General features: G+C 49.8%; 23 protein-coding genes. 8 read left to right on the plus strand and 15 right to left on the minus strand.

Going from position 1 to position 24,338, the window contains the following annotated elements:
• Positions 1–322: 322 nt before the first annotated feature.
• The 3 genes from VB741_RS21740 to VB741_RS21750 form a co-directional block, all read right to left on the minus strand.
• The gene (locus VB741_RS21740) at positions 323–3,709 is read right to left on the minus strand and encodes an nSTAND1 domain-containing NTPase (protein WP_323367310.1); all 3,387 of its coding nucleotides are present in this window, start codon (positions 3,707–3,709) and stop codon (positions 323–325) included.
• Positions 3,710–3,950: 241 nt separating this feature from the next.
• Positions 3,951–4,265: a hypothetical protein gene (locus VB741_RS21745; RefSeq protein WP_323367311.1), complete on the minus strand. Its 315-nt coding sequence runs from the start codon at positions 4,263–4,265 to the stop codon at positions 3,951–3,953.
• Between the two features lie 23 nt (positions 4,266–4,288).
• Positions 4,289–4,693, minus strand: a complete 405-nt coding sequence (locus VB741_RS21750) for a DUF6173 family protein (protein ID WP_323367312.1) — start codon at positions 4,691–4,693, stop codon at positions 4,289–4,291.
• Positions 4,694–5,264: 571 nt separating this feature from the next.
• Between VB741_RS21750 and VB741_RS21755 the strand changes: the two genes are divergently transcribed.
• The 3 genes from VB741_RS21755 to VB741_RS21765 all read left to right on the plus strand — a co-directional run bounded on the left by VB741_RS21755 (position 5,265) and on the right by VB741_RS21765 (position 8,768).
• Entirely contained in the window at positions 5,265–7,832 is a 2,568-nt protein-coding gene (locus VB741_RS21755) for a tetratricopeptide repeat protein (RefSeq protein WP_323367313.1), read from the plus strand.
• Between the two features lie 382 nt (positions 7,833–8,214).
• A complete protein-coding gene (locus tag VB741_RS21760) occupies positions 8,215–8,454 on the plus strand; it encodes a hypothetical protein (protein ID WP_323367314.1) in 240 nt (79 codons plus the stop codon).
• A 44-nt stretch (positions 8,455–8,498) separates the two neighbouring features.
• Positions 8,499–8,768, plus strand: coding sequence for a PepSY domain-containing protein (locus VB741_RS21765; protein WP_323367315.1), 270 nt, complete (start codon positions 8,499–8,501; stop codon positions 8,766–8,768).
• Here VB741_RS21765 and VB741_RS21770 read toward each other — a convergent pair.
• The 5 genes from VB741_RS21770 to rsmA all read right to left on the minus strand — a co-directional run bounded on the left by VB741_RS21770 (position 8,765) and on the right by rsmA (position 13,845).
• On the minus strand, positions 8,765–9,670 hold the full coding sequence (locus VB741_RS21770; RefSeq protein ID WP_323367316.1) for a LysR family transcriptional regulator: 906 nt from the start codon (positions 9,668–9,670) through the stop codon (positions 8,765–8,767). The two genes, VB741_RS21765 and VB741_RS21770, sit on opposite strands and share 4 nt — an antisense overlap.
• Before the next feature lie 764 nt (positions 9,671–10,434).
• Positions 10,435–11,154, minus strand: a complete 720-nt coding sequence (locus VB741_RS21775; protein WP_323367317.1) for a chromophore lyase CpcT/CpeT — start codon at positions 11,152–11,154, stop codon at positions 10,435–10,437.
• Between the two features lie 104 nt (positions 11,155–11,258).
• Positions 11,259–11,753: a GNAT family N-acetyltransferase gene (locus VB741_RS21780; RefSeq protein WP_323367318.1), complete on the minus strand. Its 495-nt coding sequence runs from the start codon at positions 11,751–11,753 to the stop codon at positions 11,259–11,261.
• Positions 11,754–11,876: 123 nt separating this feature from the next.
• Positions 11,877–12,821, minus strand: a complete 945-nt coding sequence (gene ispE / locus VB741_RS21785; RefSeq protein WP_323367319.1) for a 4-(cytidine 5'-diphospho)-2-C-methyl-D-erythritol kinase — start codon at positions 12,819–12,821, stop codon at positions 11,877–11,879.
• Between the two features lie 151 nt (positions 12,822–12,972).
• Positions 12,973–13,845 (minus strand): 16S rRNA (adenine(1518)-N(6)/adenine(1519)-N(6))-dimethyltransferase RsmA, encoded by an 873-nt coding sequence (gene rsmA / locus VB741_RS21790; protein ID WP_323367320.1) that lies wholly within the window; start codon positions 13,843–13,845, stop codon positions 12,973–12,975.
• Between the two features lie 140 nt (positions 13,846–13,985).
• Between rsmA and VB741_RS21795 the strand changes: the two genes are divergently transcribed.
• Positions 13,986–14,324 carry a DUF3082 domain-containing protein gene (locus VB741_RS21795; RefSeq protein ID WP_323367321.1) on the plus strand — a complete coding sequence of 113 codons (339 nt, stop codon included), beginning with the start codon at positions 13,986–13,988 and terminating at the stop codon, positions 14,322–14,324.
• Between the two features lie 52 nt (positions 14,325–14,376).
• Here VB741_RS21795 and VB741_RS21800 read toward each other — a convergent pair whose 3' ends face one another.
• Together VB741_RS21800 and VB741_RS21805 are read right to left on the minus strand one after the other, a co-directional pair.
• On the minus strand, positions 14,377–15,183 hold the full coding sequence (locus VB741_RS21800; protein ID WP_323367322.1) for an LPS biosynthesis glycosyltransferase: 807 nt from the start codon (positions 15,181–15,183) through the stop codon (positions 14,377–14,379).
• 74 nt (positions 15,184–15,257) lie between these two features.
• Positions 15,258–16,238, minus strand: a complete 981-nt coding sequence (locus VB741_RS21805; RefSeq protein WP_323367323.1) for an NAD(+) kinase — start codon at positions 16,236–16,238, stop codon at positions 15,258–15,260.
• A 156-nt stretch (positions 16,239–16,394) separates the two neighbouring features.
• Between VB741_RS21805 and VB741_RS21810 the strand changes: the two genes are divergently transcribed.
• The 4 genes from VB741_RS21810 to plsY all read left to right on the plus strand — a co-directional run bounded on the left by VB741_RS21810 (position 16,395) and on the right by plsY (position 19,099).
• Positions 16,395–16,658: a DUF3146 family protein gene (locus tag VB741_RS21810; protein ID WP_323367324.1), complete on the plus strand. Its 264-nt coding sequence runs from the start codon at positions 16,395–16,397 to the stop codon at positions 16,656–16,658.
• A 194-nt stretch (positions 16,659–16,852) separates the two neighbouring features.
• Entirely contained in the window at positions 16,853–17,314 is a 462-nt protein-coding gene (locus VB741_RS21815; RefSeq protein ID WP_323367325.1) for a DUF3119 family protein, read from the plus strand.
• 83 nt (positions 17,315–17,397) lie between these two features.
• Positions 17,398–18,393, plus strand: coding sequence for a DUF3086 domain-containing protein (locus VB741_RS21820; RefSeq protein WP_323367326.1), 996 nt, complete (start codon positions 17,398–17,400; stop codon positions 18,391–18,393).
• An 82-nt stretch (positions 18,394–18,475) separates the two neighbouring features.
• Positions 18,476–19,099: a glycerol-3-phosphate 1-O-acyltransferase PlsY gene (gene plsY / locus VB741_RS21825; protein WP_323367327.1), complete on the plus strand. Its 624-nt coding sequence runs from the start codon at positions 18,476–18,478 to the stop codon at positions 19,097–19,099.
• 70 nt (positions 19,100–19,169) lie between these two features.
• Here the strand turns inward: plsY and proC are convergent, their stop codons facing one another.
• The 5 genes from proC to VB741_RS21850 form a co-directional block, all read right to left on the minus strand.
• The gene (gene proC, locus VB741_RS21830) at positions 19,170–19,985 is read right to left on the minus strand and encodes a pyrroline-5-carboxylate reductase (protein ID WP_323367328.1); all 816 of its coding nucleotides are present in this window, start codon (positions 19,983–19,985) and stop codon (positions 19,170–19,172) included.
• A gap of 221 nt (positions 19,986–20,206) precedes the next feature.
• Entirely contained in the window at positions 20,207–20,854 is a 648-nt protein-coding gene (locus VB741_RS21835; protein ID WP_323367329.1) for a cell division protein SepF, read from the minus strand.
• 429 nt (positions 20,855–21,283) lie between these two features.
• On the minus strand, positions 21,284–22,057 hold the full coding sequence (locus VB741_RS21840) for a YggS family pyridoxal phosphate-dependent enzyme (RefSeq protein WP_323367330.1): 774 nt from the start codon (positions 22,055–22,057) through the stop codon (positions 21,284–21,286).
• Positions 22,054–22,332, minus strand: a complete 279-nt coding sequence (gene pipX, locus VB741_RS21845) for a transcriptional coactivator PipX (protein WP_323367331.1) — start codon at positions 22,330–22,332, stop codon at positions 22,054–22,056. The genes VB741_RS21840 and pipX overlap by 4 nt, the downstream gene beginning before the upstream one ends.
• Before the next feature lie 417 nt (positions 22,333–22,749).
• Entirely contained in the window at positions 22,750–24,324 is a 1,575-nt protein-coding gene (locus VB741_RS21850; RefSeq protein WP_323367332.1) for an anthranilate synthase component I, read from the minus strand.
• Between the last annotated feature and the right edge of the window lie 14 nt (positions 24,325–24,338).

The following is a 24,338-nucleotide window of genomic DNA, read 5'->3' on the forward strand; positions in this document are numbered from 1 at the left end:
TTTAATTAAGGATCTTAGCGATTTAGGTCTTCTGCAAGAAATTACTGGACAAAAACGCAATCGAGCATTTTCTTATGCACCGTATTTGGCTGTCTTCCAGGATTCATAGCAGCAACTGCAACCTAACGACTCAAATCAGCGGCGGCAATTACTCTAGAACTCAGCAGCAGTACCTCTCAATCGTCCGCTGCATTTGAATTGTTAGCTTGTAGCGAGCGCCCCATACATCTTCAAGACTGTTTGCTCTGCTTAACATCTATAAGCCTACACATCTCACTGGTAACAATCTAGGACTGGAATAGGACGATCGCCCCTAACTTTTTCACCTCCATGTGAATCTTTCCGCACCCTCCTCCTCTTCGACTAACTCTGGATAACGCTTCTCTGCTGCGGTCGTTAATGCCTCAGCCCGCACGAAAACCCGACAATCATCGCTGGCACATTGCTCAACAATATGATTAACCTGCTGCCAGTTACCTAAACTGACCCATACTGATACAATTTTCATCAATGCTGTTGCTTTTTCATTACCTGCTTCGCCGTTGAAGTCTTGAATTGTTTCAGTCTCCTCAAGTGCGCGATACAGGATGTCTCTAGCCTGTTGGGGTTGCTTTTGCTGAAGATATTCCTCCGCAAGCAGGCACCATATTTGGGTAATTTCTACTAATTTCTCTGATCTAACATTAGCGTTCTGAATCTCTTCAATTTGATCGATGGCTTGCTGTAGCACTTCTCTAGCCTCATCTAGGCTCCTGAGTTGAATGTGACTTTTTGCAATCGTACTGAATACATCAGCTTTTGAGTAATAAGTGTAAGATTCAAAGTCGTCTTGTATCGTTTCAGCAATAGTTTTCACTTCTTTCAAGCCGATACTGGCAATACTAAGATCACTAAATTTTCCATAACTAGTAGCGATCTCAATTAGAGCTTCTAATTTGCTATAATTGGTTTGCTCAGTTCTGACAGATGCTAACTCCTGCTGTAAAAGTATATCGGCGGCTTTGGTATCATTCAACTTTCTATAACTGTCAGCAATCCTTATATTTAAGTTTGGGTTTAACCTAACAAGAGCTACGCCGGAAAGATTACGAGTGCGAGTATCAGTTGGGTTGTTAATCGCTGCATGTGCTTGCCCTAGAATCATTAGTGCAGTCTTGGAGTCATTCAATTTGTTGTAGCTGTCAGCAATTTCAACTAAAATATCGAACTTGATTTCGTTTGATAATGTTTCAGCAATAACTCGTATCTTTTCCAGAATCGGGTTAGCAACTTGAAGGTTTTTTAACTGACTACAAGCGATCGCAATTTCACGCAAGGTGTCGGCTTGATTAAGGGTCGCTTGAACTTTGGTTGTAAGTTCAAGTGCTTGCGTCAATAGATCACTAGCAGTTTTGAGATCATTACGATTTAAATAGCCAAGGGCAATTTCAGTCAAAGCATAAGCTTTCTGCTGACTAACGAGAGTGTCGGAGTTTCTAACATCCAATGTCTCAGCAACTGCTAGAGCTTTTTCTAGTAGAACGTTCGCAGTTTCAAGATCATTCAATTTGTCATAGCTGGTAACAAGCTCATTTAGAACTTGCTGTATGTCAAAGTCTTGATTGTTACGTGTTTTGACTAAAACTTGTACTTCTTCCAATAAAGTAATTACGGTTTCACGGTCACTTAAGATGCCATAGTTGGCGGCCATTGCACTCAATGCTTGGGCTTTGGAAGAGGTGTCTAGAATGGTGTTAGCACTAGCCTGAGCTTGTTTCAAAAAGGCTTCAGCGCGAGGAATATCCTTGAGTATGATAGCTATACTTGCTAGGTCATTCAAAGCTTTAGCAGTGTTATATGGATCTTGCTCCATAGAGTTAGCTATAGCTAGTGCTTGATCCCATTTAGTATTTTTAGCCAAGGCAAGAACAGCATCACGGCGAGTCCAATGACGAACATTATGGCTGATTTCTGTTAGTCTCCACGTTGCGTAGCGGTATTGGACGGGTGGAGATAACCAAGCAAGCCAGCCAGCTAATGCGAGAAGCAGGACGAGAGCCAACGACCAGAGGAGAATTTGCACTCGTTTCCAGCTTTTTTGGAGTAACTGTTCCTTCGCCCGACGATTACTATCCCTATCAAGTTGTAGTTGCGTCTTGTAGGTGCGGATCAGTCTTAGTTCATGCCAATTCAACAAGTAACGGGAATGACGTTGATTACCCATCCATTCTTGAGTGCGGCGTTCCAGCAGTTGCTTGGCTTTCTCAACTTCTCTCAGTTCGTTGCCAGTCAGGCGTAACAGTGCAGGGATAATGCGTTCGTGTACCAGTTCGTACCCTAGTTGTTGTTGGCGTTCTACAGGGGTAATCAGCCGCACATCACTAGATGCTAACCAGTTCACAGCCGTAATGACTTCACGGGGGGTAGCGATACCAACCAGTTTTTTTTGCAACTCTTCTAGGGTGAGGAGGTTGGCGCGGAGGTTGCGATTGTAATCAGTGAGAGCCAGCAATACCTGTAGCACTGTTTGGTACAGGCTGGTATGTCCCTGTATTTTTAGACTGGCTAAAGCGTTTTCCAGATAGCGATTGAGTAAGCCCTCTATCCCGCCCAACTTTTGAAATGCCTCGCGGGTAAATTGTCGTTGCTCTGCTTTGCGTTGCTTGCGAACGATTTCAGCAAGAATCTGGACATCTACCGGAGAAACTTTGCCGTCTACTCCAGTCAGATCGGTTTGGATTACGTCTTTAACAAAGCGCGAGTCGAAGCCTAGTTGTTCGGAGTCTGCAAGTACTCGCAACACAGCGGTTGCCTCTTCTGGTTCAAACTTTTCCAGTTGAAAGATTTCATAGGGGCTGATGCGATAACCCAATGCCTGCTGTAACTGGTTTAGTTCATACTGCAAATCCGCTCGGATGCTCACCAAAATCTTGACAGGCAGTGGAGTAGGGCTGTTATACCACTGGGTCAATGCCTGGATAAAGGGTGCTCTATCGTCCTTCCTCGGATGATGAACAAAAAACTGCTCAAACTGGTCAAATAATAGGACGAAGGGCTTGCCTGCGACTTCTGCGGCGATTGCCAGCAAGCTCAAAAACTCTACCTGCTCCACCCGTTCGCCAGGGATAGCGAGTTGAGCTATCAGTGCTGCACAGATTGTCGGAATGGGCGGGCGATCGCTAAATTTGACATACACTGCCCGTAAGGGGGCATCTGGCTGACTCAAGCAAGGAACAATGCCTGCCTGCAAAAATGAAGTCTTGCCACTACCTGACTCCCCCACCAAAATGCCAAAGCGAAACTCTGGGCGGGCGATCGACTCCAAACAATCTTGAATACTCTGATTCCGCTGAAGTTTGGCAAATATCTCTGCATCCTCAACACTGAAAGAGCGTAGCCCCTTAATTGCCTTGCGGGTTCCCGGTTCTTCTGCTCCCAGCTTTAAAGGACGAGGGGCTGCTTTAATGGCGATCCCAACGGCAGTCAGGACACTTGCAGCCACGACAAGCCAGAAAACGCGAGCATACCAGCTCGGTACTTCGACTTTGAGAAACGCCAGAACCAGTCCAGATTCGGGTCTAAAGAAAACCCAGCCAATCACCACTGACACAACAAGAAGAGCAACCCAATTTTTAGTCTGTATCAGCTCTGCTAACCACTGAATGAAATTGGTTAGCTTTTCTGTGATCTCTTTAATCGGCTCAGGTGAAGGAATGCCAGGATCAGTCATAGAGGAGCGATCTCAAATCTATAATTTTCTTCATTAAATCGACGAATTCTGGGATCGCCCCATCAATTATCTGCTGAGTGCTTACAGTGAAATTATCGATCTCGGATACTGCCCTCTCCAGCAACTCAACAAGCTAACGACCAAGATAAGCGGCGGCAGGCAACTGTAGCAACTCCGACAAGTTCTCTCAACTGTCCGCTTCATCGACTTGTTATGCGGCGATGTTACGACAGCTAGACATTCAGGAAAGTCCAAGTTTCTTCTTAATAAGTTCTGCTGCTGCGGTTTTCTGCATTTCCTGCCAGTTAGAGAACTGAGTTGTCTGGCTAACAAACTGATCCCATTCAGTTTCAGGAATGGCAAGAAAGTCCTCAGCAGACTCAACAGAAAAACCACTTGCTTCCAGCATTAATTCAAGGCTTTGAAATTGCGTATAGCTCTGCATAAAATCCTGAGTGAATAACTCAGAAAATGAAACTTGCTGAGAATTACTTAACTCCTCAAGGCGATTTAAGAACTGTTTTCCTTCGGGTGTCCACGAGAATTGAGCAGACATAATTTCTCCCCTATGCTTAAGATCTAGCTTTCGTTACTTGAGATGTGGAATCCAAAACGTCTTGGTTCCCTGTTTTCCTCTGGTGTAACTTTGACTGGCACAAATAAAATACTGGTCTGTATTACGTGCTGTACAAGCCGAGCTTTCTGACCGTTTTCAGTAGTTCCTGACAAAACAATGTAATAAGGATCTCGATACTTGATTGATTCGATATGCAAACAAATACCGCCCGCAAATGAAGCAAGGTAAGCACCTATTTCTTCATCTGGTTTTAGTCCAGTCTCAAATTCTTGAATCTCCTCAAGAAGACGCTTAAACATCACATTGGCATAGCCAAACTTCTCCTCCATGCCTTCTTGCATACTTTCTGCAATGTGATCAAAATTCACTTTAGGCTGATAGTTGTTGAGTCTGGAGAATTCATGCATTGTAGTTAGAACAAATGTTTGCGTTTAAGGTAACACAGTTGGGAAAGCTTTAGCTGCATCAGGGCTAAACAATTAAAGTGTGGATTACCGAATAACAAAGTACGGGGTTTCTGCTCCAATTTCGGCTTCACACATGACTTTCTGATCAACTGCAATACTCGTTGTTTATTTGCAGGAACCGTCCCACCAATGAGCTTAAGCCGCATAACGTTCCGGCTGAGCGGCTGTCGAGGACTTAGCAGCCCGCCCCAGTTTTTACCAGTCCGCTCCAGCCGGGTTGTTAGCTCTTGCGCCACAGAGGATTACGGCTAATCTACTGCTTTACTCCGATTCTATAGGAGCTTACGAAAGATCATGCTGCACATCCAGTAACAGTTGATAAAAAATTAGCAATGAATTGTAGTCTTTTCTAAAAAATATTTGCTTGTCCAGTCTGAAATACATGGAAGAAATGGCTACGATAGGGCTACTGGATATTAATTGGTGCTTTGTTCTTATACTTTGTACTGTTTTATACAATTGTAAAATTTTTGGCTACATCTCTAAAACTATAGGCATTAGGATTACTACGATGACTGTCATCAAGAAAATTCTGATTTTAGCTGCAAATCCTAAGGGAACCACACCTCTACGACTAGGTGAGGAGGTAAGAGAGATTGATGAGGGACTGAGGCGGGCAAAAAAACGGGATCAATTCAGTATTCAGCAACGATGGGAGGTTCGCTCACGAGATATATATCGTGCAATGTTGGACGTAAACCCAACATTCTTACACTTTTGTGGTCATGGCTCAGGGGATCAAGGGTTGGCATTTGAGAATGAGTCGGGACAAATTCAGTTAGAAACCGCAGAATCGTTGGCTGCATTATTTGACGTATTTTCGGAGCGTGGCATAGAGTGCGTAGTCCTGAATGCTTGCTATTCAGAAGTGCAAGCTAAAGCTATCAGTCAGTACATCAGCTATGTAGTTGGCATGAATAATGCAATTAGTGATAGATCTTCCATTGCTTTTGCTGTCGCTTTTTACGATGCATTAGGGGCGGGAGAACCTGTAGAGTTCGCATATAAATTAGCATGTAGTCAACTAATCCGCATGGATGAATCAGATATTCCCATTCTTTTGAAGAAAAGCTCAAGCCGTGCCACACTACGTTCCCTTCCAAGACAAAATCTACCACCTCAAACAAATGAGTTTGTTGGTCGTGAATCTGAACTAAAGCGCTTAATGGAAATCCTATCAGAATCACACGCAGCACATATAGTCACTATTGATGGCATTGGTGGTGTTGGCAAGACGGCTTTGGTCATTGAAGCTGCATATCGTTGTCTCGAAGCCAGTCATGATGAAAGTATATTAAACATTCCAATATTCAAAGCAGTTATCTTTACTTCAGCAAAAGAGAGTTATCTATTGCCAACTGGAATCACGCCTAGAATTGGTACTGAACGGACACTAAGAGACATTTATAGAGCGATTTCAATTACCTTAGATGACCCGACAATTACTCAAGCAACTCCAGAAGATCAGTTAGAACGTGTGCAAAGATGCCTCTCTAAACAGCATGTTTTACTGATAGTAGATAATTTGGAAACAATAGAAAATAAAGATAGTATTATAGGTTTCTTATACGATTTACCTCGCACAGTGAAATCAGTTATTACTACTCGCGAACAAACTGTTATTCACGCGCCAATTCGTTTAGATTGCTTACTAAAAATAGACTCTTTGAAACTAATTCAACAGCAGTTGACTGAAAAATCAGTTGTTTTGACTGAGGCAGAACAAGAACAACTATATACATTGACATCGGGGATTCCTGCTGTAATTTTGTATGCGATTGGGAGGTTGGCGTGCAGTGATTCTTTAGAAACAGTATTGGAAGACTTATCTTCTGCAACCGGTGAGGTGGCGCGGTTCTGCTTTGAAAAGTCTTTTGAGGAGCTTGATGGTCAACTTGCTCAGAAATTGTTAATGGCTTTATCTATCTTTCACACTTCTCCGATCCGAGACGCCTTGGTTGAGGTGGCTGGGCTAAAGACCGAACCCATGATGTTGCTTAACAAAGCATTAGAACGTCTTCAACAACTTTCTCTAGTTCAACATCAAGCAGGTAGATATGGGATGCTTCCTCTTACTAGAGACTACGTTTTAGCCAAGCTCTCAAGCTATCCTGCATTAGAAAAAGAGATGCGGCAACGTTGGGTGAGTTGGTACATCAACTACGCTGAAGAATATGGAAGAGATGCTTGGGAAGAATGGCAAGTCAAGTATGATTATTTAGAAGTTGAATGGCAAAATATTCAAGCCGTACTTGATTGGTGTGCCGTTCAAAACCGCTACACTGATATTAAAGAATTATGGCAAAGAGTCAATCGCTATGCAAACATCTACGTGTGCTGGGATGATCGCGTACTCTGGCATGATTGGTTAGCTCATGCCGCAGAACGACGTGGAGATTGGGCAACATTCGTATATGCTTTGTCTAGACAGGGCTGGACTCTTACCCTTGCAGGTCGTGAGAAGAACCTAGAGGAAGCAAATAAAATTCTGATTCAAGCATGGGAGCTTCGTCATCATGCTGATCTTGGGATTCAAGATTACTTAGCCAAAAGCCTTGCTGCACTATGTATCCGCCAAGGTCGCTATACAGAAGCACATCATTGGCTAGATATGAAAGAGGCTCTTGTAAACCAAGCTAATTTCGAGGATAAAGACCGCATACGTTACTCCACAACTGTACCCTATTATCGAGCCGAGATTTATTACTTGGAAGGAAACTACGAAGCAGCTAAAGAACTGTATCAACAGGTTCGACAGCAAGCTCGTGACTCAGACTACCAACGAAGATTTAACTATGCACAAAATCGATTAGCAGAAATTGCTATAAAGCAAGATGACTTAGAAGAAGCTGAAAAACTTTTACAGCCTAGCTTAGACATTGCAAATCGCAATAAAGATCAGCGACTCGTAACCAGCTACCAAAGGTCATATGCCTATCTTGAAAAAAAACGTGGAAATCTAGGGAAAGCCAGAGAGTGGGCAACGGAAGCGCTAAACGGTTTCAATCGCTTTGGAATGACGAGAGAAGAAGAAGAAATGCGTTCACTCCTCTCAGATCTCAACAGAGCTTCCTCATAAATAGTTCAGTGTGATGAAACTGAATACTGAAAGATGAGTTATCGGTTATGCCTCAACCGATAACTTAGAGAGCTAACTTCTTTTTAGACGGATTTTTTCCGCATATCTACCTGTATCTGGGTGGATATGCGGAAAGTTTCCTGAGATCTTCCCAAATCAGGTGGATCTGAGGAAACTTTCCGCATAGTAAGCTGCTCAAGGGGGATCTGAAGAAACTTTCCGCATATCTTCAGATGTGTACGGATGTCGTTATGAGTATCATCAGGCACATGTATTGTGCTTGGATGGTGATGGAACCACGCCCCAAAAAGCTTTTAGACCATCTGCGAGAGGTCATTCGGCCCAAGCATTATGCTTACCGAACGGAAGAAACCTACGTGCAATGACCTATCCAATGTTTGCCCACTCTGGAGAACTTCACGGGGAGCCGACTCCAGAGACCACTGCCCCTGACGATAATATTGCGGCAGATGATACCGACCTAGCAGCACAAGATCTGAATACTGAGGCTTCAACCTTGGCGGAGTCAGCATCTGTGGTCAGCGAACCAATGATGGCGACAATAGGACCAACGGTTGGATTGGGTGAAGCCCTATTGGGCTTGATTATCGTTCTCCCCTGACTGTTAATGGTATTAAGGAAGCAACTCCATCCTCAACCGCGTCCATGAATACTGACAAAATTCAACAGCTCCATCGCTTCTTAGTGCCGTTTATGGTGCTGCCACTGCTACTTACCCTCACCACAGGCACTGCGTTTCAGTTTGCCGTAGCGGCTAATCATGCCCAAGACTTTTACTGGCTGCTGGAACTCCATCGCGGTAAGTTTGGCTCAGTCAACCTGGAGTTTGTTTATCCCATTCTTAATGCCTTAGGCCTATTGACGCTACTAATCACGGGGTTGATCATGTGGCTAGTGCAGCCGCGTTACAACTAACCAGCGGTGGGATAGGCCTCTACCTGGAGCGCTTTGAAGACATCTAAAAAGGCATAGACCGCTGGGGATAGCAACGCGTCCTTAGGCCATGACACTCCTAGGGTACGAAATATCTGAAAGGGCAGCTGCACCATCCGGACATCCTTTGGAATGGGCTGGGCCGAAAGACGGTGCATGAGACCAATGCCTAACCCTTGGTTAACCATGCCGACAATGGTTGTATCAGTGCGGATGCGATAGGCCAAGTCAATGGGGGGCACCGCCCGTTGTAGGGCCCGCATCAGCTGATGGGTACAGCTACTGTGGACCGAGGCAATTAAGGGATAGTCGTATAGGTGCTCCCAGGTCAGGTGAGACGTATGGACTGGACAGTTTGGAGGCAATAGTCCGATGCAGGGATCATGAAGAATGGTCAGGCTGTCAAAGCTTTCGTCTGGCATTAGTTCGGTTGCACAGATATCGATCTTGCCTTCCATTAGAGCCTGCTGAAAGTCTCGCAGCTCATCCATTTCGGTAATGGTGACCTGGATGTTGGGATAGAGGGTGTGGAGTTTTGCGATCGCACCCGGCAATACATTACTGGCCAGGCTACGAAACGCCCCCACCCGCACCTGTCCCCCTTCCACTCCTCGCGCCTGAGATGCCAGCTGACCAATATCATCCAACTGCTGTAGCATCTGCTGAGCCTTGGCACAGATGGCTTCCCCTGCAGGTGTCAAAGTAGCTCCATGGCGACCTCGACTGATGAGAACCACACCCAACTCAGATTCCAGGGCGGCAATGCTGTGGCTAATGGTGGACTGACTAAGATTTAGCTCCAGGGCCGCTTCACTAAAGTTTTGGGTCGTGGAAATCACAACCAACGTCCGCAACTGAGATAACTTGACTTTCCCCAGATTCATAGTGATTCGCCTGTCCTGAATGGCTGCCCTATTTTGTGCACCATGGGCGCACTGCCAGGCTAGCGCACCTATCCCAACCAGGAGCATCGATTTTTTGCATACATGCCATCGGAAATCTGAGTCGATGCACCCTCAGCACGATGAAAGCAAGCCCCAGTGAACCTATTCCCCAGGATTAATACCCTATTCAATTTGAAAAATACTTTAGATTAGCCAGTCAAAGACCCAGGCCAATAAAACAAGCAGTCCAGTCCCAATTGCCACTGTTTCCGTTAGCCAGATCAATCGACTTTTCAGGTTAATCATGCAAAAAATTGCCTTTCCGATACATCATCTACAGATAGTCTTCAGACCCAAAACAGTCCCCCTGGGGGAACGTAAGTATCTGTAGGTAGGCTCATGAGGTATGCCCATGGGCTTGTATACACCTGTAGCTGGTTAGATGGCCTGGAAACCCTAGTCCAAAAATTAGACAGAGGGCCACAAGTTAGTACATCCAGCAGGCTAACACAATCGACGATGGATGTGCCAAGCCAGATGGTCAGCCAAGAGTCAGTAACGCTGATGATTAAAATCAGCAATGCTAATGTCCTAGGCACATGAACCACTGAAATGAATTATAAGCAGGTTCCATCGTCCAGATCGGCCTGGGAGAATTCTTCAGAATTGCTTTACATCCGTGGGCCTGGTCGTTGGGCCATCGGCAATCGCCCAAAATACGACCAAAACTATGAGCAGGGGGGGACGTGGCAGCCCTGTTATCCCTATGGCTCATTCCCTAGCCAACGATATTGATAGGGCTCGGCGCGAGCGCCCCACACCTGGATGCCATTTTCATCAAACCCGCGATCCCAGCTATCCATACCGTCTTGATGTAAAACAATGGTGTTGGTCAACCGCACGGCTCCCCGTAGATCTACCGGACAGCCTTCCTCGGGTGTGCTGCCCACATAGCCCAAGACAGAAGGTCGGAGGCTAACGGTGCAAACTAAGTTCCCCAGTTCGATGGCCTCAACTGTGGCTACAAATGTGGGCTCAGATTGTGTGGGCTCAGATTGTGTGGGCTCAGATTGTGTAGGCCCAGATTGCTCACAGAGGCCAGCCCATTCTTCGGGCCTGGGGGGCTTAAAGGTGCGGGACTCGATCCGAGTAGCATCGGCACTGAGGACAATGTGCAGAAATCTTTGCCGATAGGGGCTGTTTAAACTCTCCGATAGGGCCTGTTCTTGGTAAAGATAGACGCCCTCTGAGGCCGCTGGTCCGGTGATTTGAATGGGGCAGGTAGTCAGTTGCACTCCCACATAGCGAGGATTTCGCTCGGCTTGGGCGGTGGTGTCCATGGTGCGGGTCAAGTGGCCAACAACAGCATCTACATGTTGCTGGGATAGAGGCTGGGGAGCAGACTGCGCATTGCTCACCTGACTACCACTCAACCATAGGCCTAGCAGGAGGATGGGCCAATGCTCTAGGCGGTTCATGACCATGGGATTCACCAGATTAACGATGGGTGGGCAACGGGAGCAAAGTTTAGGTGCGCAAGCACTTGTCCCAGGGGGGAGAAAGGGATCGGGGGTTTACGAGCCAACGCTTAAGCCGCTTCGATGGCCAACTCCATCAGATTAATGTCGGTATGTCCCGGTCGGCTCCCTAGATCTTGCCAGCCGTGGCGCTGATAAAAAGCGATGGCGGTTTTATTGGTTGGACTGACGGATAGCTGGGCCCGGATCACCCCCACTGCTTGGAAGAGCTGCATGACATAGGTATGGAGCTGATCGCTGATCCCCTGGCCCCGTCGACTGGGGATCAAATAAAACAGATAGACGTATCCTAGTTTTTCTTGCCCCCGTAGCTCCGTTTCGATTTGACCAATAATTTCTTGCCCATCGAATACATGGACACAGCTTTCTGGACAGGCGGTGATCCTTGTTTTAAGCCACTTTAGATAGTCTTGGCCATGTTCTCCGCTCTCTAGGGCAAACCGTTTGGCACCATCGTCAAAACTGCAGGCAAACGCGTCACGCCGAAAGTGGACACACAGTTCGGCGTGGGTTTCAAGGTCAATGGGGCGGAAGACAAGATTCATCTAATCATGGCTGCTCTAGGGATAAGAACAAAAGAGGTGCTTCCAGCAACCTGAATGCTGCCAGTATTTCCCTAACTGATCCCCTAACTGATTGAGGTTGTAGGGGAGCTGAATGCCTCTATTCTAGGACTCTAAACGGATGCCGGTGGCCGTACAGCGGGTTGACCATAGCTTTAAATCTGCCGTAGGCAAGCCCGTCCGTACTTTGGTCATAATATCATCAGCGGCTTGCTGGGTTGCGGCGAGGGTAAAGACCGTGGGGCCAGAGCCGGACATCATGGTGCCGAGCCCACCGTAGCTAGCCATGCTATGGCGCAACTGCATAACTTTTTCGTGGGCGGGTAACACCACGCGCTCTAGATCATTGTAGAGGTGGGAACCAATGGCCACATTGTCTTTGTGGTGAATGGCGGTGACCATGGGACCCGCATGGACGCGCTTTTGACGTTCTTCCAGGGTGGCGCTATTGGAAATATCAGTATAGCGGTGGTTAAATTCGGCCCGATAGGTTTTGTAGGCCCAGGGGGTGGAGACGGAAATACTTTCGTATTTGGCTAGGACCACGTATAGGTCTGTCAGGCTGGGAATGGGATCTAATACTTCGCCCCGCCCTGTGGCAATGGCGGTGCCGCCACGAATGCAAAAGGGAATGTCTGAGCCTAGCTGGGCGGAGAGTTCTTCTAGCTCAATTTGGGTGAGGCCGAGCTGCCATAGCAAGTTGAGGCCGATGAGGGTGGCGGCGGCGTTGCCGGAACCACCAGCCAGTCCAGCACCGACGGGAATATTTTTTTCGATGGTGATTTCTACACCGCGATTGGCGAGTTCTGGAAACTTGTTGGTGAGGAGGTCAACAGCTTTGAGGGCTAAGTTCGAACTATCGGTGGGCACCTGGGGATGGTCGCAATTGAGGCGACGGACTGGCATGGAGGTTTTGGTGAGGGTGATGCGATCGCACAGATCCACACTCTGCATCACCATGGCCATTTCATGAAATCCATCGGGCCGAGAGCCAATAATTTCTAGGTAAAGGTTAATTTTGGCCGCCGATAGCAGCGTGTAACTTGTCATAGGTCCCGGCACACTCAATCCAATATTTACCCGGCCAATCATTTGACCCAGCGCTATTTACTATCCCATTACCTGTCACCCCTGAAACATAATCAGCGATCCAGAATTCATTCCATAGAAACCAGTGACAGGGGGATCAGCCCCCAGCTTCTTATTCCATGTCCGGAGACGTCATGTCGGGAGAGGCCGTTTCGGGGGAGGCGGTCGGTGCCAACTCCGCCACATAATTGCTCAAGGCAATCCAGTTTTCCACACTGAGCTGCTCTGGGCGGGCCTGGGGGTTAAGGGCCATGGATTCCAGGGCCGCTGTCACCTGATCCCGTTCCAGCAAGCTTTTTAAATTATTGCGCAGCATCTTTCGCTTTTGGGAAAACCCTTGTTTGACCAAGGTTTCCAGCAGTTTAGGCTGGGTTGCTGATTGGGGGAAGGGGCGAGGTCGCAGCCGCACCACCGCCGACTCGACCTTGGGGGCAGGCTTAAATGCCGAAGCGGGCACGGGACAAATTAGCTCGCACTCGGCCAAATACTGCACCTGCACGGACAAACCATTAAAGGCTTTGGTGCCGGGGTCGGCACAGAGCCGATCCGCTATTTCCCGTTGCACCATCAGCACAATGGACTCATAGGGTTGGGGATTGGGCTGGCGAATTCGACCCAGTAGCTTTTCCAAAATTGGCCCCGTAATGTAGTAGGGAATGTTGGCCACTACCTTATTGAGGGGTTGAAAATGGGGATAGTCCCCCAGGACCTCGGTCAGATTCACCTCTAAGAAGTCCCCTTCAATGAGATGTAAGCGTTCCGATGCTTGGAACTGTTGGCGCAGCTGCTGCACCAGATCCCGGTCTACTTCGACGGCGACAACAGCCTGGGTAAACGGCACAATGCCCTTAGTCAGCACCCCTTGGCCTGGACCAATTTCTAACACCCGGTCAGTCATGGAAAGCTCCGCAGCCGCCAAAATCTGGTTCAAAATTTGCGGATCGCGCAGCCAGTGCTGACCAAACCGTTTGCGAGGTCGAGGCATAAAAATGGAAGTATTGAATCGATTGGTATTCTACCCTTTCCCCCAGTCAGTCCAGAGGAACTGCCAGCGGGTGGGGGACATGAACCCGCAATCAAACCGCTACACTAAACCTTATAAAAATACGGATTGGGGCAGGGGCGATGGCTGAACAGCTAAGTGAATCGACAAGTGACGATACCGCCAAGGCGATCCAGAAAAAACAGGTGACTCCCCTCAGCTGCTTTAGCGGAGCCTTCTTGGCAGGCACCCTGGGCATCCTGTGCTATCGCATGATGGTTGCTATTGCCACCACCTTTGCGGCCAAGCCCGTGGTGTCGGATAAAGCCATTGTGTTGAATATTTCAGTGGCAGTGCGCACCCTGGTTGTGGGCATCGTGGCCCTGGGGGCTGGTGTCTTTGGCATCGCCGCTGTGGGCCTATTTTTATTGGGTATTCAGCTAATTGTGAAGAAGTTCACCAACCGCGACGCGGCAGCCTAAGGTCTCTGGTCCAATGCCTTGGGCCTAAAGTCCTTGGCCTAAAGTCCCTGGCCTAAAGTCTCCAGGTTAACTGTCTGCCCAGAGCAAACCAAAGCAGCCGGCCTGGGTGCACCGATCCTTGGAGGACCGCTGCCCGTAAGTATTTATTGAGAAACAATCGTCCTAAGCCTTTGACTCGCCCATAAGCTCGTTCTTTGAACACCGCTTGATAGGACGGTTTAAACGCAAGGGGGCCATGGAGGACATCGGCCCGGTGGGTGGTGCTAAGGTTGTTTTGCCGATGTTCTGGATTGGGAATACCGCCGTGTTCACCGTAGTTGCGCCAGGGGACATAGTTGTGAAAGTTGCGATCGCGCAGATAATACTCAATACCTGAATCCCATGGAGTATAGGTTTCTGGCCCCGGATCGGCTTTGACACCCTCAGCCAGTTCGATCAGCTGCCAGGCGCTCTGCTTGGTGACCACGTAGGCCACCATGGATGTCGAATACCCTTCGGCGTAGCCCTGGTCTGTGATGTGGTAAATCTGCGCAGCGCAGGTATAGAGCCAAGCAATCCCCAGCTGCTGATCCAGCGGATCGTAGGGTGGGGGCAGCTGGGCAAAGTTGGAGACGGGCACAAAGTCCGCTTCGACAATCAGCGTGGGCTGCTCCGACAACAGCGCCCGCTCCCAAGCCTGGCGATGATTCAGTAAACACAGATAGCTAGGGGAATAGGTTTTGTATTCTGGTCGATGGACCTGACGCAGAACTTCGACGTCGCAACCAACCTGTTTGAAGAAGGACGCCAGCTGAGTAGTGTCCTCTTTATAGGCCAAGATAAATAGTTGGCCTATGCCGTCCACCAAGGATTTTGTCATGAGCCTGATTGCTATCTAGATCTGTGCTTACAGACGGTACCTGATCTGTAGCGTATGATGTCCTGTGACCGCCCCTACGGTAGCTCCACCGATGTAGGCTTAGCAATGTGGGGCAGTCCCCAGCCCAATTTTTCCCGCAACACCTTAAAAAACTCTGGGTCCTTGAGGCGAATAAACTTGGCCGGAAACTTCGCTTCCCGTAAACACACCCGATCCCCAGGGGCGACGTAGCAACCCGCATTGCCATCCACCACCATCACCAGCGGGTCCGGGTTGGCCGATGAAACACTGACCGGCTCCGCACTGGGAAACACCAGCCCCCTGGCGGCTAAGGAATGGGGGCAAATGGGAATCAGCTGTAATACCTTTACCCCTGGGGTAATCACCGGCCCCCCCGCCGAAAGAGAATAGGCCGTCGAGCCCGTGGGGGTGGACAGGATAATGCCGTCCGCCGCAATGTCCACCGGAGAATGGCGACCAATCGTCACCTCAAAATGGCACATGCTGGTGAGGGGCTCCCGGTGCAGCACCATCTCATTTAGGCACAGGGCCTCCCACATGGTCTGGCCGCTGCGCACTAGGCTTACGGCGACCATCGTCCGCTCTTCAATTTGATAGTTTCCGGCCAGGACCTGCTCTAGGGCATAGGGAAGCTGATTGAGATAAGCCTCTGTCAAAAAGCCCATGTGTCCCGTATTCACCGCCAACAGGGGAATACCCTGAGGAGCCACCTGGCGAAAGGCCGATAGCACCGTGCCATCACCCCCCAGCACAATGGCAAAATCCATGGCACCATCAAAGGCCTCCGGGACCAAGGCTTCAATGGGGGTTAATGTGGGCGGTTTCTCCGCACTGGCATAGCCCAGCAGCCCCCCTAAGCCCGTTGCCGTCTCTACCTGGCAACCGTATGTCTCAAGCTTAATGATGAGTTCCTGGCTGACTTGACAAGCGACCGGTTTGACATCGTTGTATATGATGCCAACCTTTTTGCCAGTCTTTTCAGGAGGGCTATGTTGGGGGGGAACGTTTTTAGAAACCGGGGGCACGTTCAGCATCCGACCTATATTAATATCCTTTAGGCTACCGTCTTTAGCTCTTTCTTGAACAGTGCGCTGATCTGAGTTCCCCCTAATTTTTCTGAGGTATAGGGTAGCTCTCGGGCGAAGAGCTGGCTATCTTACTCTAAAGGCATTTTTTTCCTGATTAAACCTGTGACTGCTCAACGTTTACCCGAAACCACTGCCCACGTGCGCATCACGTACCATTCCTGGCAACAGGGCAAACTCGAAGGCGAAGTCAATGCCAATGAGTTTGTGTGGGAGTTTCAGTGGAAGTTTCGGGGGGGACTCCTGACGGTAGAGCCATCCCTTGGACGGGCCTTAATTCAAGAACCCCTGGGCCGTTTTCTAGAACGGTTTGACTATCAGCTAGAACCCGGAGGAGATTATTCCTTTACTATCCGCGCCGACCTATAAGGTGGGCCCGGCCCGCTATCCGTAGACCTTCAGGTTGAGCAGGGCCCACCATTCGTCACTTGTCGGTAGAGTAGTTTAAGGGTCTAAACCACATCCAACGTAAAACCCATCCTTTCCCTAGGCCAAACCGCTGGTTCTAGGCTCGCCCCAGGTTTAGTCTCCGGTCAGTGTCCCTGTCTCACCCCACCTCTCCCATGGAAACGTTATCCCCAGCTCCATCGGCGACGACGACATTATCTCCGGACTATCGTTTGTCACTGTCGGTGCTCGTTGTCGGCCTCTGCTTGGTAGCGGCTCAATCCTTTTTCATCCAGCGCCCCTGTCCCTATGTGCCCTTCATGGGACTCTGTCTCGGGTCTATATCCCTTTGGGGTGGATTGCTCATTACCCTGCTGGGTTTATTTTTAGGGGTGCAGACCACACTGATCCGCCTAACCTTTACCGAGACTGAACTGCAAGTATGCCGAGGCACGACCATTCTGCGCCAATTTCCCTATGAAGAGTGGCAGATTTGGACGTTTTTTTGGCAACCGGTCCCCATTTTGTTTTACTTTCGCGAAGTTAAGAGCATCCACTTTCTGCCCATGTTGTTTAGTCCAACGGAGCTACGTCACCAGCTAAACCAGCATTGTGCAACCGTGGGTACCGCAAAATAGTGGAGCCCACAAAATAACAATGGTCACCCCCAGGGAGCCTTAGCCCTAATCCATGCGTGATTCAGTCCAAATTCTAAAATCCTATGGTGCCTGAAGAGTTTTCTGATCCAGCGTCCAAGCCCACTAACGATATTCCGTTACCCCCTTTAAGATCCTCTAGCCAGACGGTGGATGACAATGTGGCTCGCTTGGTCCAGGCGGGTTTACAGGATCTAGAACGCCGCCGCCGGGAACTACAGCAGGAAATTGAACAGCTGGAACGCCGTCGCGATCGCATCCAAGCCGAAATGCGCACCACCTTTGCTGGGACCTCCCAGGATTTGGCGATGCGGCTACAGGGCTTCAAAGACTATCTGGTGGGCAGTTTACAGGACCTGGCCACATCGGCTGAGCAATTAGACCTGGCTCCCCCGGCAGTTCCTCCATCCCCTGAGCCGGGCCGCCCATCTGGGGGTCGTCCTGGCCAGCCTGGGGGGGCGACTTTCCAAGAGGAGCCACCGGGCAATCTATCGACCACAGCGTTTTCTATCCAACGGTTTGAAGAACAGCGAGAGCGGGTGCGCAGCCTGATCGACCAGTACCGTACCCGACCCGATTATTACGGTCCGCCTTGGCAGATGCGTCGCACCTTTGAAACGGTCCATGCCGACCGGGTGTCCAATTGGTTTTTTACCCAAGGGGGCCGTGGCGCGGTCACCAGCTTGGGCAGCCGTTTACAGAATGTGGTGGTGGCCTCGGGGGCCATATCGGCCCTTTATGCCATCTATGGCGACCGCCTGTGCAACATGGTGCTGGCCAATACCCCCGAACGCTTAGGGGAATGGCGGCGCTGGCTCCAGGACTGTTTGGGCATCTCCCGGGCCGACTTTGGCACCAACCGGGGCCTGATGCTGTTTGAGTCGCCGGAGTCCATGGTGCAACGGGCCGAGCGGTTGATGGAGAATGGCTATTTGCCGATGCTGATCATTGACGAATCTGAGAACAATTTGCCCTTAGCCGCATTGCGGTTTCCCCTGTGGTTGGTGTTTGCCCCCGATCTGGCCAATCCGGCCCAGGATGATTATTATTACCAAAGCTGAGGTGCTAAAAGCTGGGTTTTCCAAAGCGACCCATATACCCCTAAACTAAAATCAGCCCTGGTTTTGAAGGATTGATGACCTCATGATTTGGTGGATTTCAGGTGGTTTGCTGATACTGGCTTATTTGCTGGGATCGTTACCCACAGGGTTTGCGATCGCAAAGCTACTCCAAGGGATTGATATTCGCGACCATGGCTCGGGCAACACAGGAGCCACCAATGTATTTCGGGTGGTGGGAAAACAAGCTGGCATTACGGTGCTGGCCATTGACCTACTCAAGGGACTGACCGCCGTTTTAGTGGCGCGGTTGGTCATGAATCAGCTTGACGATGGCGGCCTGGGACTCTCCACCTGGGTCCAAACCTTGGCCGGATTACTAGCCCTTTTGGGCCATAGCCGTTCCATATGGCTCAACTTCACGGGCGGTAAATCAGCCGCCACCGGACTAGGGGTAATCCTAGCCTTAGCTTGGCCCGTGGGGCTGGGCACAGCGGCTGTCTTTGGCTTGGTGTTTGGCCTCTCCCGAACGGTCTCCCTCGGTTCCATTTCTGCTGCCATGGTGGCTCCGGCCCTAATGTTTTTCACCCATCAGCCGTTACCGTATATATTGCTGGTGCTGTTGGGCGGTCTCTACGTCATCATTCGCCACCGCAGCAATATCTCCCGACTGTTGGCGGGGACAGAACCTAAATTGGGCAACAGTTAGGCAAGACAGCTAGTTCAGACATTGAGGCGAGAGGGTTATTCCTGATAGCTGTCCAAAAAAATCCGATGGATTAGACTTCCGGGTTACCCAATTCCCGTGAACGGTTGCTGGCGGCTCTGACGGCCTCAATTAAAGCCGAGCGCAGACCTAGTTCTTCTAAACAGGCAATGCCAGAAATAGTGGTACCCCCAGGACTTGTCACCCGATCCTTCAGCACCGCCGGATGCATCCCTGTCTTTTGCAACAGCTGAGCGGTACCGAGCACCGTCTGTAGGGCGAGCTTATTGGCGGTTGTCCGCGATAAGCCAGCGGCCACACCACCATCGGCCAAGGCTTCGATCACAATGGCTACATAGGCGGGACCAGACCCCGATAGACCCGTCACACCGTCCAGTAGGGGCTCGGCCACTTCTACCACATCCCCAACAGCCCGAAAAATCGCACAGGCCAGCTCCATATGCTCCGCCATGGCCCGATTACCAATGGTCACCGCCGTTATACCGCAGCCAACAGTGGCGGGCGTATTGGGCATGGCCCGAATCACTGGCCACCCAGGAAGGGCATTTTCCAGGCGAGACAAGGTCACACCAGCCAAAATAGAAATCAGTAGGGGAGGATCGCCAATTCTGATATCCTCAAAGTCCTTGATAACCGTGTCAAAGACTTGGGGCTTAGTCGATAAAATGACGGTATCACCATGGATTACCGCCTCGCTATTGCTATGGGTTGTGCGAATACCATACTGCTCGGTCAGCAACTGTCGCCGCTCATGGGATAAATCCGCCACCAGAATAGAGCCTGGCGCATACATTCCCTTAGACAGCAAGCAGGATAATAGGGCTTCCCCCATTACTCCACCACCGATAATGCCGATTTTAGCAGGCAACGACCTAAGGCCTCCCAATGAGCTTATAGCTCCTTAAGAATACCGTGAAATGGGGCCATAACCGTTGCACGATAAGTTGAACGATAAAGTGTAGTCGCAACGGCAGCTAGGGTGACGCTAGAAATTTGAAGGGAACAAGTACTGTCTTACGCTCAACTGTCTTAAGCTCAACACTGACAGACTAATAGCGATCACCCTAGGCTAACTGTGCCGGTGCATCCCTAGGCCATGCGAGCTACTTGCTCAGTTGCCCAAGCGGGAGTGGGTGCAGCGGAAGGCATAGCGGGCTCTTCCATGGGGAAGTTGTCTTCATTATCCATGGGCATGCTGACCTGCACGCAATTGGGAGTGAAGAGGAAGATGCTTTCGCCAATGCGCTCTTGGTGACCATCCATGGCGTAGGTGCCACCAGCAACAAAGTCAACGGCACGCTGGGCTTGGTCTGGGTCCATGATCGTTAGGTTGAGGACCACAGACTTACGTTCCCGGAGGGCTTGGATGACCTGGGGCATTTCCTCAAAGGAGCGGGGCTCCATCACAATTACTTCAGACACGCCATTAATCGCACCGGGCATACCAATCACATTGCTCATGCTGTTAACACTACTCATCGAATTATTCATGGACATCATTCCAGTATCGGTGGTGGACATTCCTCGGTCACGGACACGGCGACGGGGCGCACGGGCTTCAACGGGAGCTTCTGGCGCAATCCCAGTAACAGGACGGGGCTGAGGTTGAGGAATTGGGTTCTCTTGCTCGTAGAGATTCTGATACTCCTCACCATCCATTTCGTCATATTCATACTCATAGTCGGCAGGATCATTTAGGCCGACAAAGTCACGTAATTTAGTAAAAATGGTGCTCACGGTTGAAACTCCGTCATGGCTAGTACTAACTGGGCTGGGAACATTCTCAAGACCTGGCTTAAAAGGAATTGAGAAGGGGGCTGAGAATAAAGGGAACCATTAATGGCTGGAAAGATCAGTATCCCCGATAGGAGATTCTTGATAGTTCTAACCCCATTACCAAAGACCAGGAATAACTTTAGACCTTTTCCGTTCAAATGGTAATGGAATGGCAAACATCATACGTTATGAGTGCGTTTGCAAGTGTAAGCCAACCAAAAGAATTAAACCTTTTAAGTCGACATTTGAAAATACCCTTATGCAACCGTCAGGGTATAACTTTGAGCCACAGTATACACGAATCGATCAAAAATAATCACCAATTTCAAAAATAGGTCTAAATATCTTGATCTTTTTTGACTATAGGACCTATCCGAATGGCCAAAACCCTCAATGACGGGAGCCGAACAGGGTAGTTCCTAATCGAATGATATTGGCTCCTGCTGCGATCGCAAGTGGAAAGTCCTGGGACATTCCCATGGAAAAGTAACGAATTGGTAATGGAGTTTCCTGATGATTTGCCATCGCCTGACCTAACCCATAGGCTCGCTCAAAAAATGATTGGGTTTCAGTCGGCAACAATCCATAGGGAGGAATCGCCATGATCCCCTCCACCTTGAGATGGGATAGCTGGGCCAAGCTGGGCAATGCCGACCAGAGTTCTGCCTCAGTCCAGCCATATTTATTGGGATCAGGCAACAGTTTGACCTGGAGACAACAGGTGGGCGCACGGGACAGGTCAACGGCAGCTTGATCCAGTCGGCAAGCTAGTTTGAGGCTATCTACAGAATGAATCCAGTCAAAGTGTTGGACCGCTTTGCGGGCTTTATTGGTTTGCAGATGACCAATAAAGTGCCAGGTAATATCCGTCAGATCCGCCAGCTCTAACTGTTTCCCAATGGCTTCTTGAATTTTATTTTCGCCAAAGTCCCGTAGTCCTGCTCCATAAGCTGCGCGGATGGCAGCGGCAGGAAATGTTTTGCTCACCGCCACCAGCCGCACATGGGCAGGCAGTTCCAGTGTCTGGACTCGTTCAAGGATGGTTTGACTGGCCTGGGTAGGACTAGCCGGTTGGGTAAGGTTTGGATCCTCTTGGCAGGGCCCTGCCCCATGCCTCTCGGGCAAGTTTGGACCCTCTTGGCAAGGCCCAGTGGCGTTCATCATTGATGTTGAAACGTACGCTTATATACCTTATTTAAACTCTCAAAATCACTTCGATGGCCAGCCTGGCGCAATATTCGGAGCCTTTGCTCAATCATCATGCGAGCTTCTGTTCGACCAATGGGATCGAAGAGTAATCCTGCAGCACGATCAACTTTTGCCAGAAAAAATAGCCTCTGGGCATAGAGAGTGGTAAATAGCTCCTTATCGCCATCCACCAGGCAAATCCGAAACAACAGCCCAAAGTCTGGGTGGTTGAGATAAGTTTCAGCGCTCATTCAAGGGGTGCATGGGATAGATTTAGAACAATAATTTTTGCTATCTAAGGCTTCTAGGAAGCCCTGCTGTCGTAAACGATGGGCGCAGAGCTATAGTATTCGAGTTTGTTAAATGTAGCTCACTATACTATATGTGAACTATAGGTGAGCCGGTTGAGCGGGTGTTGACCAGCAACGTCACCATGGCTGAAGCACAAATATTACCCACCACGATGCCAAAATTAAACCACTTTTGGCTTGCTAGGCTAATGTCTGTGGTATCAAACCCTGATTACTCAAGAGCTCAGGTCATCCTAGGAGATGTTGGTTAAGTTTTAGAGTTCCTCCTGAATATCTTTAAGAATGCCCTGATCGGTACATAGCACGTCAATACACTCAAGTCGTAAAAGGACTTCGATGGTGTTAAGTCAGTGTTAGTCAAATCGAAACCCCAAGGGCCAGCAGCTGAGCCTGGGCCTTTTGCAGCGATTCCAACCATTCCTGATGGGGGTCACTATCGGCCACAATACCTGCCCCCACTTGTCCCCAAACGGTTTGACTGCCTGGATCTGAGGCTTGGTCTGAGGGGGCCAGCAGCAGGGTACGGATCAAAATATTCAGATCGAGGTTGCCCCGGACATCTAAGTAACCACAGGAACCGTAGAACAGACTACGGCGCAGAGGCTCTAGGGTTTCAATAATTTCCATACAGCGAACCTTAGGGCAGCCGGTAATCGTACCACCGGGAAAAGTAGCCCGGATCAGATCGATCGCCGTTTGGTCAGGGCGGAGGGTGCCCATGACATTACTCACCAGGTGCATCACATGACTATAGCGTTCGACCACCATCAGTTCATCCACCTGAATCGAGCCCCAGGTACACACTCGGCCTAGATCATTCCGCTCTAGATCCACCAGCATGATGTGTTCTGCCTGTTCTTTTCGGTTGGATTGGAGGGTTTGGGCCAATTGTCGATCGGCGGCGGGGGTATGGCCCCGGGGTCGAGTGCCGGCAATGGGACGGGTCTGGGCGGTTTGGCCGGACAATTGCACTAGCCGTTCGGGGGAACAACTAATGACATGGCCCCAGGGGGTACACCAGTAGCTGGCAAAGGGGGATGGATTGATCTGGTGCAGCTGGCGGTATAGCTGCCATGGGGATTGGCTGGTCTGGGTTTCAAAGCGGAGGGAAAGATTGACCTGAAAGACATCCCCCGCTCGGATATGGTCTTTGGCTTGCTGCACCGCTGTTTCAAATGCGTTCTGTTCTGAATGGAGGGTGACGACCTGGGAAACGTTGGAGCTGGGAGGCGTCTGGAGCGCAGGGAGATCTCGATCAGGGGTGTTTAGACATTGCACCATGGTGTCCAAATCGTCTAGGGACAATGCCGCTAGCCACAGGTGCTGCTGTTGATGGTCGAGAATGGCGAACTGTTCTGGCTCGTACCAGTAAGCAACGGGGAAAGGAAGGGAGTCGTCCTTAAGATAGGGTAAGGTCTCAATTTCCCAGGCGGTATCAAATCCGAGCCAGCCCAACCAGCCCCCCAAAAAAGGCAAGTCATCGGGGGGAGATGCTGGGGAGGTGGGGGCGACCCAGGGGTTGGAATGTTGGGCCTTTGAGCCTGGAGTTTGTGAGTCTGGATCCTGGATGCCTAGAGCCTGGGCCCTGCTGGTCTGAAGCAGGATGGCTAGGGTGGGCAAGATCTCGCCAATAGCCGGAGTAAATAGCCGGGGCTGATCGGCCATCTGGCGAGGCGCACCGGCACAGAGGGAATAGCGAATCAGCTGGCTGGGAGCCCCATCAACTCGGTCTGGGCTTTCTAATAGGGTGGCAATGGTCGATGCAGAAAATAGCGCTTCAAAGATATCAGCACCACTGCGGTGCTCAAGGTTGAGGCGTTGCCATTGTCGAGGGACCCAACTTTGGGGGGAGATTTGTGGCGATAGCGGTGGTGGGGACGAAAGCACCAAGTCAAAGATTGTCGGAGAAAAAAGGATGGAAACAAGGGTCAAGCAGGGATGCTTGG

The sequence above is a fragment of the Leptothoe sp. PORK10 BA2 genome (genome assembly GCF_034932105.1).
Lineage (GTDB): Bacteria > Cyanobacteriota > Cyanobacteriia > Phormidesmidales > Phormidesmidaceae > Leptothoe.

Bases quoted from the DNA above. Each gene is read 5' to 3' on its own strand.
- VB741_RS21740 (WP_323367310.1), bottom strand. From the start codon at position 3,709: ATGACTGATCCTGGCATTCCTTCACCTGAGCCGATTAAAGAGATCACA.
- VB741_RS21745 (WP_323367311.1), bottom strand. From the start codon at position 4,265: ATGTCTGCTCAATTCTCGTGGACACCCGAAGGAAAACAGTTCTTAAAT.
- VB741_RS21750 (WP_323367312.1), bottom strand. From the start codon at position 4,693: ATGCATGAATTCTCCAGACTCAACAACTATCAGCCTAAAGTGAATTTT.
- VB741_RS21755 (WP_323367313.1), top strand. From the start codon at position 5,265: ATGACTGTCATCAAGAAAATTCTGATTTTAGCTGCAAATCCTAAGGGA.
- VB741_RS21760 (WP_323367314.1), top strand. From the start codon at position 8,215: ATGACCTATCCAATGTTTGCCCACTCTGGAGAACTTCACGGGGAGCCG.
- VB741_RS21765 (WP_323367315.1), top strand. From the start codon at position 8,499: ATGAATACTGACAAAATTCAACAGCTCCATCGCTTCTTAGTGCCGTTT.
- VB741_RS21770 (WP_323367316.1), bottom strand. From the start codon at position 9,670: ATGAATCTGGGGAAAGTCAAGTTATCTCAGTTGCGGACGTTGGTTGTG.
- VB741_RS21775 (WP_323367317.1), bottom strand. From the start codon at position 11,154: ATGGTCATGAACCGCCTAGAGCATTGGCCCATCCTCCTGCTAGGCCTA.
- VB741_RS21780 (WP_323367318.1), bottom strand. From the start codon at position 11,753: ATGAATCTTGTCTTCCGCCCCATTGACCTTGAAACCCACGCCGAACTG.
- ispE (WP_323367319.1), bottom strand. From the start codon at position 12,821: ATGACAAGTTACACGCTGCTATCGGCGGCCAAAATTAACCTTTACCTA.
- rsmA (WP_323367320.1), bottom strand. From the start codon at position 13,845: ATGCCTCGACCTCGCAAACGGTTTGGTCAGCACTGGCTGCGCGATCCG.
- VB741_RS21795 (WP_323367321.1), top strand. From the start codon at position 13,986: ATGGCTGAACAGCTAAGTGAATCGACAAGTGACGATACCGCCAAGGCG.
- VB741_RS21800 (WP_323367322.1), bottom strand. From the start codon at position 15,183: ATGACAAAATCCTTGGTGGACGGCATAGGCCAACTATTTATCTTGGCC.
- VB741_RS21805 (WP_323367323.1), bottom strand. From the start codon at position 16,238: ATGCTGAACGTGCCCCCGGTTTCTAAAAACGTTCCCCCCCAACATAGC.
- VB741_RS21815 (WP_323367325.1), top strand. From the start codon at position 16,853: ATGGAAACGTTATCCCCAGCTCCATCGGCGACGACGACATTATCTCCG.
- VB741_RS21820 (WP_323367326.1), top strand. From the start codon at position 17,398: ATGGTGCCTGAAGAGTTTTCTGATCCAGCGTCCAAGCCCACTAACGAT.
- plsY (WP_323367327.1), top strand. From the start codon at position 18,476: ATGATTTGGTGGATTTCAGGTGGTTTGCTGATACTGGCTTATTTGCTG.
- VB741_RS21840 (WP_323367330.1), bottom strand. From the start codon at position 22,057: ATGATGAACGCCACTGGGCCTTGCCAAGAGGGTCCAAACTTGCCCGAG.
- pipX (WP_323367331.1), bottom strand. From the start codon at position 22,332: ATGAGCGCTGAAACTTATCTCAACCACCCAGACTTTGGGCTGTTGTTT.